This is a genomic window from Streptomyces sp. NPDC002785, from assembly GCF_040295565.1.
Lineage (GTDB): Bacteria > Actinomycetota > Actinomycetes > Streptomycetales > Streptomycetaceae > Streptomyces.
Window position 1 is genome coordinate 16,735 of the sequence record NZ_JBEOVN010000015.1, and the last position, 12,763, is coordinate 29,497.

General features: G+C 68.9%; 11 protein-coding genes. 4 read left to right on the forward strand and 7 right to left on the reverse strand.

The window, feature by feature from the left end:
* The first annotated feature begins 353 nt into the window (after positions 1 to 353).
* Both ABTZ94_RS06615 and ABTZ94_RS06620 read left to right on the forward strand, forming a co-directional pair.
* Positions 354 to 1,064: a GVDTG sorting domain-containing protein gene (locus ABTZ94_RS06615; RefSeq protein ID WP_351198151.1), complete on the forward strand. Its 711-nt coding sequence runs from the start codon at positions 354 to 356 to the stop codon at positions 1,062 to 1,064.
* Positions 1,065 to 1,174: 110 nt separating this feature from the next.
* A complete protein-coding gene (locus tag ABTZ94_RS06620) occupies positions 1,175 to 1,798 on the forward strand; it encodes a class F sortase (protein WP_351198153.1) in 624 nt (207 codons plus the stop codon).
* A gap of 22 nt (positions 1,799 to 1,820) precedes the next feature.
* Here ABTZ94_RS06620 and ABTZ94_RS06625 read toward each other — a convergent pair whose 3' ends face one another.
* Positions 1,821 to 2,609 carry a sulfite exporter TauE/SafE family protein gene (locus ABTZ94_RS06625; protein WP_351198155.1) on the reverse strand — a complete coding sequence of 263 codons (789 nt, stop codon included), beginning with the start codon at positions 2,607 to 2,609 and terminating at the stop codon, positions 1,821 to 1,823.
* A 194-nt stretch (positions 2,610 to 2,803) separates the two neighbouring features.
* Between ABTZ94_RS06625 and ABTZ94_RS06630 the strand changes: the two genes are divergently transcribed.
* Positions 2,804 to 3,733, forward strand: coding sequence for an oxidoreductase (locus ABTZ94_RS06630; protein ID WP_351198157.1), 930 nt, complete (start codon positions 2,804 to 2,806; stop codon positions 3,731 to 3,733).
* Positions 3,734 to 3,823: 90 nt separating this feature from the next.
* On the opposite strand, the gene ABTZ94_RS06635 is transcribed toward ABTZ94_RS06630, so the two are convergent.
* The 3 genes from ABTZ94_RS06635 to dusB form a co-directional block, all read right to left on the reverse strand.
* Complete coding sequence (locus ABTZ94_RS06635) at positions 3,824 to 4,798, reverse strand: ArsR/SmtB family transcription factor (protein WP_351198159.1); 975 nt, start codon at positions 4,796 to 4,798, stop codon at positions 3,824 to 3,826.
* A 503-nt stretch (positions 4,799 to 5,301) separates the two neighbouring features.
* Positions 5,302 to 8,049 (reverse strand): pyruvate, phosphate dikinase, encoded by a 2,748-nt coding sequence (gene ppdK / locus ABTZ94_RS06640; protein WP_351198161.1) that lies wholly within the window; start codon positions 8,047 to 8,049, stop codon positions 5,302 to 5,304.
* A gap of 676 nt (positions 8,050 to 8,725) precedes the next feature.
* Complete coding sequence (gene dusB / locus ABTZ94_RS06645) at positions 8,726 to 9,952, reverse strand: tRNA dihydrouridine synthase DusB (protein WP_351198163.1); 1,227 nt, start codon at positions 9,950 to 9,952, stop codon at positions 8,726 to 8,728.
* A gap of 76 nt (positions 9,953 to 10,028) precedes the next feature.
* Here dusB and ABTZ94_RS06650 point away from each other — a divergent pair, with 76 nt between their 5' ends.
* The gene (locus tag ABTZ94_RS06650; protein WP_351198165.1) at positions 10,029 to 11,513 is read left to right on the forward strand and encodes an MFS transporter; all 1,485 of its coding nucleotides are present in this window, start codon (positions 10,029 to 10,031) and stop codon (positions 11,511 to 11,513) included.
* 232 nt (positions 11,514 to 11,745) lie between these two features.
* On the opposite strand, the gene ABTZ94_RS06655 is transcribed toward ABTZ94_RS06650, so the two are convergent.
* From ABTZ94_RS06655 to ABTZ94_RS06665, 3 genes are all read right to left on the reverse strand, one after another.
* Complete coding sequence (locus tag ABTZ94_RS06655) at positions 11,746 to 12,015, reverse strand: DUF6243 family protein (RefSeq protein ID WP_351198167.1); 270 nt, start codon at positions 12,013 to 12,015, stop codon at positions 11,746 to 11,748.
* Between the two features lie 222 nt (positions 12,016 to 12,237).
* Positions 12,238 to 12,411 (reverse strand): hypothetical protein, encoded by a 174-nt coding sequence (locus ABTZ94_RS37775; RefSeq protein ID WP_502967190.1) that lies wholly within the window; start codon positions 12,409 to 12,411, stop codon positions 12,238 to 12,240.
* A gap of 96 nt (positions 12,412 to 12,507) precedes the next feature.
* Complete coding sequence (locus ABTZ94_RS06665; protein ID WP_351198169.1) at positions 12,508 to 12,711, reverse strand: hypothetical protein; 204 nt, start codon at positions 12,709 to 12,711, stop codon at positions 12,508 to 12,510.
* Between the last annotated feature and the right edge of the window lie 52 nt (positions 12,712 to 12,763).

The window sequence follows — 12,763 nt, forward strand, 5'->3', positions numbered from 1 at the left end:
CGCCCCCGCCGGACCCAGGGGGGATGGGCCCGGCGAGGGCGGCGGCCGGGGGCGGCCTGGTTCACCGTCCCGTGGGGGGGGTGTCAGACGTGTGCCCGACACCCACAAAGTCATGCGTGTGATGCGCGTCACTCTCCTCCGGGGTGGCATCACCCAATCGGCACCGGGCGATGCGGGACCGGTCACCCTCGCCTCGATCACCGCTGTGACCTGCACACATACGGTTCGGCAAGGATGCCGCGCCGGGCCATTCGGGTGAAAGCTGACTTCATGTCAGCAGGCATGGGTGGCGGACCGCCCGTTAGCTCGAGGTCAGGACACACCTAATCGCGCAGTTGCCGGAGGAACCCCCCATGCGCCCTGCCCGCCTAGTGACCGGGACCGCCGCTTCCGCGGTCACCATAGCTGCGCTCGGCCTCTTCACCGCCGGGCCGTCCGCGTACGCAGTTGGTGCCGGCGCACTGCGGGACAGCTCGGCGACCGCACCACGGGCCAATGGCAAGCCGGAGGCGGAGACCGACGACGGCAGGGCGAACAACCCCGCCGGGTCCGGGCACGACACCCCCTTCGGCCTCAGCAATCCCTCCGGCCTCAATATCCCCTCGCTGCTCGACTCCGTCGGCGGGCTCAACGCCCTCTCCGGGCTCGACGCCCGCTCCGGGGACGAGGGGTCGGACGAGCGGGAGAGCCGAAAGCCGTACAAGGACGAGGGCTCGACAAAACACGACAGCTCGTCATCCGGACGCGACAACTCGTCCGGGCGTGAAAGCTCGTCCGGACGCGACGACTCCTCCGGAAACAACAACCACTCCGGGCGCGACAACTCGTCCGGTCACGACAGCTCGTCCGGGCGTGACAACTCGTCCGGACGCGACAACCAGTCCGGGCGTGACAACTCGTCCGAACCCAACGCCCCCAGCGGGCACGTCAAAACAGGCGTCGGCGGCAGCGTCCGGCCCGACACCACCCAGATCGCGGCGGGCGCCGGCGTACTCGCCGCGACCGCCGTCGGCGGAGCCTGGCTCCTGCGTCGCCGGGCGAGCGGCACGCAGGGAGCCGGCTGACGGCGACGGATTCACGTCTCCGTACCGCCTGGTTTCCGTCCCGGTGGCCGCGCGCCACCGGGACGGGACTGTCCCCGTACCGTCCCCATTTCGTCATCCGGAGGACGACCGTGTCCCAGAAGGCCAAGAGCTGGCTGCTGGTCGTCGCAGCGCTGGCCGGTATCTGGCTGATCCGTCACGGCGCCGGCGTCGAGCTGATCCCGCCCCAGCCGACCGCCGGCCAGGCCTTCGCGGGCGGCCCCGAGCCGCAGCCGGGGTCTCCGGTCGCCGAACCGCTGAAGCCCTCGGCGCCCGTACGCATCCGGATTCCGAGCATCCGGGTGGACGCACCGATGATGCGACTGGGACTCGGGGCCGACGGCAGTCTCGATGTGCCGCCTGCCGGGAACCGCAACGTCGTCGGCTGGTACCGGGACGGCACTCCGCCCGGCTCCAAGGGCAGCGCGATCGTCGCCGGTCATGTCGACAACGCACAGGGACCGTCGGTCTTTTACAACCTGGGCACTCTGCAGAAGGGCAGCACCGTCGAGGTGGTCCGCCGGGACGGGCGTACCGCCGTCTTCTCACTCGACGCGATCGAGGTCTACGAGAGCAAGAACTTCCCCGACAAGCGGGTGTACGGCGCCTCGCCCTACGCCTCGCTGCGGCTGATCACCTGCGGCGGCGGATTCTCGAAGAGGACGGGTTACCAGGGCAATGTGGTGGCGTACGCGCACCTCACCGCGGTGCGGTGAACCCGGCCGCCCGCCGCCGTCGTCATGCCGCCCACTGGTCGAACGCCAACTTGGCAACCAGCGAGAACACCACGACCAGCAGTACCCCGCGGACGAACTCGCTGCCCTTCCTGAGCGCCATCCGCGCCCCAATCAGCCCGCCTGCCAGGTTGAACACCGCCATCAGCGCGGCCAGTTGCCACATCACGCTGCCCTGGTAGGCGAACATCGCCAGCGCCCCGCCGTTGGTGCAGACGTTGACGATCTTGGCGGTGGCGGACGCCGTCACCAGATCGAGGTGGAGCACCGCGGTCAGCGCCAGCACCAGGAACGTACCGGTGCCGGGGCCGAACAGCCCGTCGTAGAAGCCGATGCCGCCGCCGACCAGCACGATCGCGGTGACGGTGCGGGCCCGGGTGACCTTGTGCCGCGTACCGTCGTCCGTCGCCCTGCCGAACGAGGGCCGCAGCATCACGAACGCCGCGACCGCCAGCAGCACAACCATGATGACCGGGCGCAGCACCTCGCTGCTGATCCCGGCCGCGAAGAACGCACCGGCCATCGATCCGGCCAGCGCCGCGAGCCCGATCCGCAGGGCCGTCCCGACCTTCACCGGCGCCTTGCGTACATACGTCACGGCGGCACCCGACGTACCGACGATCGCGACCGCCTTGTTCGTGCCGAGGACGTGCGCGGCCGGGACGTGCGGCAGGCCCAGCAGCAGGGCGGGCAGCAGGAGCAGTCCGCCGCCACCGACGACCGCGTCGATCCAGCCGGCCGCGGCCGCGGCGAGGCAGAGGACGACCAGAGTGGTGAGTGCTATGTCGGGCATGATCGCGACCCTAAGGAGACGATGCGTGCCCCGTCCAACGACTTCGGCCGGATCGCGGGAAAGTTGAGCCAACTCTGAGGTTCCCGGGCTTCCGGGCCCTCGCGGGCCCGGCGGAATCCGGCCCGTCCGGCCCGTCCAATCGGCCCGTCCGGCCCGTCCGACCGGCCGGTGTGCCGCGGTCTTACGCTTGGTCCATGAGCCAGGGCTGGAACGCGAGCGACATCCCCGATCAGAGCGGCCGTACGGCCGTGGTCACCGGAGCCAACAGCGGCATCGGACTGATCACAGCACGGGAACTGGCCCGGCACGGCGCGCGGGTGCTGCTCGCCTGCCGTGACGAGACACGCGGCAAGGAGGCCGAATCCCGCATCCGGACGGCCGTGACCGGCGCGGACGTGGAGTTCGTACCGCTCGATCTGGCCGATCTCGATTCCGTACGCAAGTTCGCCGCGGCCCACACGCCCGACCGGATCGATCTGCTGATCAACAACGCGGGCGTAATGGCCCTTCCGTACGGGAGGACGACCGACGGCTTCGAGAGGCAGTTCGGCGTCAACCACCTCGGGCACTTCGCCCTCACCGGACTGCTGCTCCCGAAGCTGCTCGGCACCCCCGGGGCGCGCGTGGTGAGCGTCTCCAGCGGCATGCACGCCCTGTCCAACATCGACATGGGGGATCTCAACAGCGAGCGGAACTACCGCCGTTGGATCTCCTACGGTCGCTCGAAGACCGCCAATCTGCTCTTCATCCACGAGCTGGCGCGGCGGCTTTCGGTGGCCGGTTCCGAGGTGCTGGCCGCCGCGGCGCACCCCGGCTACGCGGCGACCAATCTGCAGACGGCGGGCGCCCGGATGGAGAACCGCAAGGCGGCACAACGGGTGGTCGAGCTCGGCAACCGGATCATCGCCCAGCCCGCGTCGTCCGGTGCGCTGCCCATCCTGTACGCGGCCACCGCTCCCGGCGTACGCCCCGACTCGTTCACCGGGCCGAGGCTGCTCGGCTGGCGCGGTGCGCCCGCCCCGTCCTGGCGGGCCGGCTGGACGCTGAACAATGTGGCGAGCGAACGGCTCTGGGTGGCGTCCGAGCAGCTCACAGGGATGTCGTATCCGGGCCTCACACCCTGAGGACCGCTCCCCCGTCCAACCGGCACATGGGAGGCGGCCGGGCTGCGCAGAACTCATCGGTCCCGCGAAGAAAACGTCTGCCCTCCGGTGTCAGGACATGGCGAGCGGTGCGCCGCCCCGCAGCAGTGATCCGCCCAGCGGGGTCAGTGTGTGCAGTACCGAGCTGCCGTGCCGCAGGGTGTGGATCAGGCCGGCTTCACGCAGTACACAGGCGTGCTGGCTCGCCGAGGCGAGGGAAACTCCTGCCCGGCGGGCGAGTTCGCTGGTCGTGCATCCGTTGCCGATGGCTCTCAGGATCGTCGAGCGGGTATTGCCGAGGAGCCGGCCGAGCCAGGGCCCTGGTTCGGCGAAGACCGGGGCGCGGGAGTGGGTGACCGGATAGACGAGGACCGGCGGGAGCTGCGGGTCGCGGTGGACGACCGGCGTGACGCGGCAGAAGTAGGACGGCTGGAGCAATAACCCCCTTCCGTCCAGGCGGAGTTCACGGTCGACGGGGTAGTCCGCCTCCAGTACGGGTGCCCGCCAGCGGATCATGGGCGGGAGGGAGGCCAGCAGTTCTTCCGCCCCGCCGTCCAGGAGAGCGCGGCCTCGGACGGCGCGGTCGGCCTCGACGCTGGCCTGGATGTGCGGCCAGTACGGTTCGATCGCGGCGCGGTGATAACTGCGCAGGGCACCGATGAGCCGGCCGAGCACCTCGGCGCGCCCGTCCGGGGTGCGGCCCGCCTCGCGGCGTTCGGCGCTCAGCAGGGCAAGTTCGGCGCGGATCCGCCGGAGCGGGGTGTCGCGCAAGGCTTCAATTCCGGCGTCGAAGCCGTACGGCTCACTACTTTCCTGAGAAGGCGTCAGAAAGTCCGGGAAATAGCCACGCGGTGGAATCACGGTGGCCAGCAGACGTACTTCACCACTCAGCCTGGGCCGGGTTTCCGTACGCCATTTCCCGAACACCGTGGAACCGCGCCGGTCCCTCAGTCGATGGAAACTCAGAATGGTTTCCCACAGCGCATCCGGCCGGGTAGCCATCCGCACCCTGGAAAGGTCCACTCCGGACATATGGATACGCAGCACCGAACCCCCACCTGTTGCACCCGCAATTCCCCCCACTCAAGGGTAGGTGATCCGTAACAACACGTCACCACGGGGTTTCGGCCAGAGGTGAAACGTCTCGCCTCCACATGCCGTCTCCAGAAATGCTGTACGCCGTCGGGTACGAATCCGGAGCCACCGGCAAGAGCGAGTGAAGGCCGTGGGGGGTTTTGCTCGTTCGGCGGCGGTCGGCGACGGAGCGGCTCCGTACCCGACGGGGGTAAGCCGGGTGCGGCTCATGGATGGGGATCCATGGGCCGCACCCCGGTCCGTTCCCGGCCCATGCCTTTGCGCATGGAGCGAACTTTGCGTATTGAACGAAGAAAAGGCACAACGTCGAACAGCCATTTTCCCCAGAACAAAACGAAACGGCGGCATCCCCGTACAGGGCGTCGCCGCCTCTGGGAGTTCCGGAGTCGCCGTCGAGTCGGTGAGGGTACGGGTGAACCGACGACGGCTCCGGAGTCAGGGGGTGTGGTGCCGGGTCAGCGGCTGTCACTGCCCTTCGAGTCCGCCGCAGCCCGGCCCGCCTCCAGGCGGGCGACGGGGATGCGGAACGGGGAGCAGGACACGTAGTCCAGGCCCACCTCGTGGAAGAAGTGCACCGACTCCGGGTCGCCGCCGTGCTCGCCGCAGACGCCGAGCTTCAGGTCCGGGCGGGTGGCCCGGCCGGCCTCGACCGCGCTGCGGACCAGGGATCCCACACCGTCCTTGTCGATCGTCTCGAACGGCGACACCCCGAAGATGCCCTTTTCCAGGTACGCGGTGAAGAACGAGGCCTCCACGTCGTCACGGGAGAAGCCCCACACCGTCTGGGTCAGGTCGTTCGTGCCGAAGGAGAAGAACTGTGCGGCCTCGGCGATCTGACCGGCGGTCAGCGCGGCGCGCGGCAACTCGATCATCGTGCCGATGGTGAGCTTCAGCCGGGTGCCGGTAGCGGCCTCGACCTCGGCGATGACCTGGTCGGCCTCCTCGCGGACGATCTCCAGCTCCTGGACCGTGCCGACGAGCGGAATCATGATCTCGGCGCGCGGGTCGCCCTTGGCGTTCTTGCGTTCGGCCGCGGCCTCGGCGATCGCCCGTACCTGCATGGCGAACAGGCCGGGGATGACGAGACCGAGACGGACCCCGCGCAGACCGAGCATCGGATTCTGCTCGTGCAGCTTGTGCACGGCCTGGAGCAGACGCAGGTCGTTCTCGTTCGCGTCCTTGCGGGACTCGGCGAGCGCGACCCGCACCGAGAGCTCGGTGATGTCGGGCAGGAACTCGTGCAGCGGCGGGTCGAGCAGCCGTACGGTGACGGGCAGTCCGTCCATCGCCTCGAACAGCTCGATGAAGTCGGCCTTCTGGAGCGGAAGCAGCTCGTCCAGCGCGGTCTCGCGCTCGGCGTCGGTGTCCGCGAGGATCAGCTTCTCGACCATCTCGCGGCGCTCGCCGAGGAACATGTGCTCGGTACGGCACAGGCCGATGCCCTGGGCACCGAAGCGGCGGGCGCGCAGCGCGTCCTCGGCGTTGTCGGCGTTGGCCCGCACCCGCAGCCGGCGCACCCGGTCCGCGTACGCCATGATCCGGTGCACGGCGGCGACCAGTTCGTCGGCGTCGTCGGCGCCCGCGTGCATCCGGCCCTCGAAGTACTCGACGACCGGGGACGGCACGACGGGGACCTCACCGAGGTACACCTTGCCGGTGGAGCCGTCGATGGAGACGACGTCGCCCTCCTCGATGACCCGGCCGCCCACCGTCATCCGGCGGCGCTTGGTGTCGACTTCGAGGTCCTCGGCGCCGCAGACACAGGTCTTGCCCATGCCGCGTGCGACGACGGCGGCGTGCGAGGTCTTGCCGCCGCGCGAGGTCAGGATGCCCTCGGCCGCGATCATGCCGTCGAGGTCGTCGGGGTTGGTCTCGCGGCGGATGAGGATGACCTTCTCGCCGGACCGGGACCACTTCACCGCGGTGTACGAGTCGAAGACGGCCTTGCCGACCGCGGCGCCCGGCGACGCGGCGATGCCACGGCCGAGCAGCTCGGTCCTGGCCTCGTCGTCGAAGCGCGGGAACATCAGCTGCGCGAGCTGCGCCCCGTTGACCCGCTGGAGCGCCTCGGCCTCGTCGATCAGGCCCTGGTCGACGAGCTGCGTGGCGATCCGGAAGGCGGCACCGGCGGTGCGCTTGCCGACCCGGGTCTGGAGCATCCACAGCCGGCCGCGCTCGATGGTGAACTCGATGTCGCACAGGTCCTTGTAGTGCGTTTCGAGGGCTTCCATGATCTGCATCAGCTGGTCGTACGACTTCTTGTCGATCGACTCCAGCTCGGCGAGCGGCACGGTGTTGCGGATACCCGCGACGACGTCCTCGCCCTGCGCGTTCTGCAGGTAGTCGCCGTAGACGCCCTGGTGGCCACTGGCCGGGTCGCGGGTGAACGCGACACCCGTACCGGAGTCGGGACCGAGGTTGCCGAAGACCATCGAGCAGATGTTGACGGCCGTGCCGAGGTCGCCGGGAATGCGCTCCTGACGACGGTAGAGCTTGGCCCGGTCGGTGTTCCACGAGTCGAAGACGGCCTTTATGGCCAGGTCCATCTGCTCGCGCGGGTCCTGCGGGAAGTCACGCCCGGCGTCCCGCGAGACGATCTTCTTGAACCGCTTGACCAGCTTCTTCAGGTCGGCCGCGTCGAGATCCACATCGACCGTGACACCCTTGGCCTCCTTCGCCGCCTCCAGCGCCTCCTCGAAGAGGTCACCGTCGACACCGAGGACGGTCTTGCCGAACATCTGGATGAGGCGGCGGTAGGAGTCCCACGCGAACCGCTCGTCGCCGGCCTGTGCGGTGAGACCGACCACGGACTCGTCGGAGAGGCCGATGTTGAGGACCGTGTCCATCATGCCGGGCATCGAGAACTTCGCGCCGGAGCGGACCGAGACCAGCAGCGGGTCGTCCGCCTGGCCGAGCTTCTTGCCCATCCGCGCCTCAAGGGCGTCGAGATGCGCGCTGACCTCGTCGCGCAGCTCCGTCGGCTCCTCGCCACTGTCGAGGTAGACCTTGCACGCCTCGGTGGTGATGGTGAAGCCCGGAGGGACTGGGAGCCCGAGATTGGTCATCTCGGCGAGGTTGGCACCCTTCCCGCCGAGCAGGTCCTTCAGATCCTTGTTGCCTTCGGTGAAGTCATAAACGAACTTCTGGCCCTGGGGCTCCCGGGATTCCGGGGTGGGTACGTGGGGATCTTTGTTTTCCGACACGGGTCTCGACTCCTCGAGGACGCGGTGGCTGCCCTGACGGCGAGGAACATACCCAGATCGAAGGTGTCTGGGTACGTCCACTTGCGCGTCATGAGGCCTCAACCACCCGTCCGCCAGCAGATCGAAAGTGACATGACCAGTCCCTCGATCGATTGAATGCCTTCACTTCTTGAATGAATAAGCACTCAGTGCAACTGGAATCCCGAGACTCAACCACACAGCGCAACGGAAGCGTCGATCGATCAAAATGGAGTCCCCTGGCACCGAGTGCCACCATTTGAGAAGTGCAGCTCCCAAATTCACGCTCATTTGAGCGACATGATTCTCAGGGTGGCGAGAATCACTCTACGATCGGCGCTCAGATGTCACCATCCGGACGGTCGAGGGGCGGCCGATGGTCACCCTTTGGTCATCCAGGTACAGCCGATTGTGAGCAGATTCGGCACGCGATGCCCCGCGCGGGCGCTTCAAGGCTCAGCCTTGGCCGAATATCGCCAAATCCGACTCGATGTAGCGCTCAAATGAGCGGTGTAAATCAAGAGGCACGCGGTGCCTGTGGTGCCGCGTGCCTCTTGAGGGGCTCCGGAGAGCCGGGGAAGCAGTGGAGGGCCCCGTCAGGCCCTCGTCAGGCCCTCGTCAGGCCCTCGTCAGGCCCTCGTCAGGCCCCGGGGGCCTCTCAGCCGCCCGAGGTGTCCAGTTCCGCGTCCGCGCTCACGCCCGCGCAGTCGTACGGGTCCTTCAGCCAGCCGTCCGGCAGGACCACCCGGTTGTTGCCCGAGGTGCGCCCGCGCGGCCCGTCCGCGCCGTCCGGCCACGGCTGGTCCAGGTCCAGCTCCTGCAGCTGACCGCCCAGCTCCTCCAGCGACGAGGTGATCGCCAGCTTCTTGCGCATCTCGGAGCCGACCGAGAAGCCCTTGAGGTACCAGGCGACATGCTTGCGGAAGTCGATCACGCCACGGGTCTCGTCACCGATCCACTCCCCCAGCAGCGTCGCGTGCCGCAGCATGACGCCGGCGACCTCGCGCAGACCGGGCGCCGCCCCGGTACGGGGTTGGTCCGAGCCGGGGGCGTGCGCAGTCGCTGTGGGGAGGTGGTTGCCATGGGGTGCCGGCGCCCGCCTCGTCTCCGTACCTTCGAACGCGCGCACCAGGTCACCGAAGAGCCAGGGGCGACCCAGGCAGCCGCGGCCCACGACCACGCCGTCACAGCCGGTCTCGCGCATCATCCGGCGGGCATCGTCCGCGCACCAGATGTCGCCGTTACCGAGGACGGGGATCTCCGGGACGTGCTCCTTGAGGCGGGCGATGGCGTCCCAGTCGGCGGTGCCGCCGTAGTGCTGGGCAGCCGTCCTGCCGTGCAGGGCGACGGCCGTGACGCCCTCCTCCACCGCGATCCGGCCCGCGTCGAGGTAGGTGATGTGGTCGTCGTCGATGCCCTTGCGCATCTTGATGGTGACCGGCAGATCGCCCGCGTTGGAGACCGCCTGGTTGAGGATCGCGCGCAGCAGCGGCCGCTTGTACGGGAGCGCCGAGCCACCGCCCTTGCGGGTCACCTTGGGGACCGGGCAGCCGAAGTTCAGGTCGATGTGGTCGGCGAGGTTCTCGTCGACGATCATGCGGACGGCCTTGCCGACGGTGACCGGGTCCACTCCGTACAGCTGGATCGAGCGCGGGGTCTCGCTCGCGTCGAAGTGGATGAGCTGCATGGTCTTCTCATTGCGCTCGACCAGCGCCCGCGTGGTGATCATCTCACTGACGAACAACCCCTTACCGCCGGAGAACTCCCGGCACAGGGTGCGGAACGGGGCGTTGGTGATGCCGGCCATGGGGGCGAGCACCACGGGCGGCTGCACCGTGTGGGGGCCGATCCGGAGCAGCGGGAGCGAGGGAGCGAGCGTGGTCATTGCTCCATTGTCGCGTACGACGCGCAGCGGCCCGTCGGCAAAGTTCACCGGCCACTCTTGACCGTACTATCCACGTATGCCCGAGTTGAGCCCCCGCAGACGGCAGCTGGTGCTGGCGATCTGCTGCATGAGTCTGCTGATCGTCAGTCTCGACAACACCGTCCTCAATGTCGCCCTGCCCTCCATTCAGAAGGAACTGCACGCCACCGTCGCGGGAATGCAGTGGACGATCGACGCCTACACCCTCGTCCTCGCCTCGCTGCTGATGCTCGCGGGCTCCACCGCCGACCGGATAGGGCGCCGGAAGATCTTCAAGATCGGGCTCGTCCTCTTCACCCTCGGCTCGGTGCTCTGCTCCCTGGCGCCGAACCTGGAGTCGCTGGTGGCGTTCCGGATGGTGCAGGCGGTGGGCGGCTCGATGCTCAACCCTGTCGCCATGTCGATCATCACCAACACCTTCACCGACCCGCGCGAGCGGGCCCGCGCCATCGGGGTGTGGGGCGGTGTCGTCGGCATCTCCATGGCGGCGGGCCCGGTGGTCGGCGGCCTGCTGGTGGACTCGGTCGGCTGGCGGTCGATCTTCTGGATCAATCTGCCGGTCGGTCTCGCCGCGCTGCTGCTCACCTGGCGGTACGTCCCCGAGTCCCGCGCCCCGAAGCCGCGCCGCCCCGATCCTGTGGGGCAGCTGCTGGTGATCGGGCTGCTCGGTTCGCTGACGTACGCGATCATCGAGGCGCCCTCGGCGGGCTTGGGCTCGCCGCGGATCCTGGTGTTCGCCGTGTTCGCCGTGTGCTCGCTCGTCGGGCTGCTGCTGTACGAGCCGAGACGCGCCCAGCCCCTCCTTGATCTGCGGTTCTTCCGCAGCGCCCCGTTCAGCGGTGCCACCGCCATAGCGGTCTGCGCCTTCGCCGCACTGAGCGGGTTCCTCTTCCTCAACACGCTGTATCTGCAGAACGTGCGCGGTCTGAGCGCTCTGCATGCCGGTCTGTACATGCTGCCGATGGCGGCCCTGACCTTTGTCTGCGCACCGCTGTCGGGCCGGCTCGTCGCAAGCCGGGGGCCGCGGCTGTCGCTGCTGGTGGCGGGCGTGGCCATGACGGCGTGCGGGCTGTTGTTCGCCGCGTTCGACGCCGAGACGGACGACGTCCTGCTGTTCACCGGCTATGTGCTGTTCGGCCTCGGCTTCGGCATGGTGAACGCGCCGATCACCAACACGGCCGTCTCCGGGATGCCGCGCTCACAGGCCGGTGTGGCGGCGGCGGTCGCCTCGACCAGCCGGCAGATCGGCGGAACGCTCGGGGTCGCCGTGATCGGTGCGGTGCTGGCGGCGGGCGTGGCCGGTACCGGGTCGCCGCGCGGCGCCGAGTACGCGGCCGCTTTCGTGGACGCGAGCAAGCCCGCCTGGTGGGTCCTCGCCGGGTGCGGGCTGTGTGTCCTGCTGGTGGGGGCGCTGACCAGCGGGCACTGGGCGCTGGAGACGGCGCGTCGGACCGCGGAGCGGCTGGAAGCGCCGACGAATGTCCCCGCCAGGGATCAGGCGTCGGCGGGTTCCAGGGCCTGAAGGCGTGGCAGCCGCTGCCTGGTCTCGTCGTCGGCGGGCGCGTACGCGCTGGTGCCGGCGTTCACCGTGTGGCGCGAGTGGTCCGGCCGCGGTCATGCTGACGGTGCTGCTGAGTCTGCGACTGCCGCGCAGCGTGGCGTGAGCGCGGGGCGCAACGGGGCACGGACAAGGGCGTGGGCCCGGATCACTCCAGGTGATCCGGGCCCACGGTCGTACGGGTGATGAGGGGGCGTCAGCTCTGTGCCGGGGTGTCCTGCTCGGACGCACTCGGCTGCGCGGAGTCGTCGGGCGACGGCCCGGCCTGCGCGGCGGACGAAGCCGCCTGCGCGGAGCCCGGTACCGACTGCGCGCGCTCACGCATCTTGCGCAGCAGCTCCTGCTTCTGGTCGGCAGCCGCCTTGCGGTCGGCATTGCGCGCAGGGTCCCCGCCCTGCTGCTCGGCACGGGACAGCTTCTTGCGCTGTCCGCCCACACCGAGGAGGTTGTTGCGGCTCTTGGCCACGGCGTTCTCCCATTCGTGGTGAGAAGTGAGGTTTGAAGCAACCTGGAATCGATCCGATGGGCGGCGGGTGGTCGGACCCGCCGCGCTCTCACTCGTAGATCTGGAAGAACGAAGACATGCCGGAAACCGTACCCCGGCCCCGTCGGCCGCCGCACCCGGTTTTCGGCGCGGGCGGGTGGAGCGCCCAATAATGGACTGGCAGATATTGAAATCCGTCACCCGTCATGCCATGGCTGCGACAACCTCTTCGAGGTCGGCGCCGCCACGATCGACGCCCTGCGCGAGATCGCCGAACAGAGGGGCGTCACGGCCGCGCAGATCGCCATCGCCCGGTTCCTCGCCGGGGGTATGGACATCGTGCCGCTCGCCGGTGCCCGCCATCACGGCCGAGTTCACCGCCGTGTCGGACCTGCTGCTGCGCGGCCTGCGCGCGTAATCCCCCTTCGCGCGTAACGGCCCTGCGCGCTGGGGGAGTCGACTCGGGCGGCCCGCTCAGGCGGTCGGGTCGACCGTCGCCCGGTGGGCCTCGGCGAGATGTTCCTCGGCCTTGAGCCAGGGCAGGAACTGGACGCCCTTGCCCCAGTCGCAGGTGTCGCAGCTCAGCTGCCGCTGCATGCCCGACTTCCGTACATGGACGACATGTTCACGGCCGTGCTGATCCCATCTGCTGACCTTGCTCGTGGTCATGGACGGCATCCGAGCCTCCTGTTGACGCGTTGACGCAACTGCGCAGCGTGGACAGTGTGCA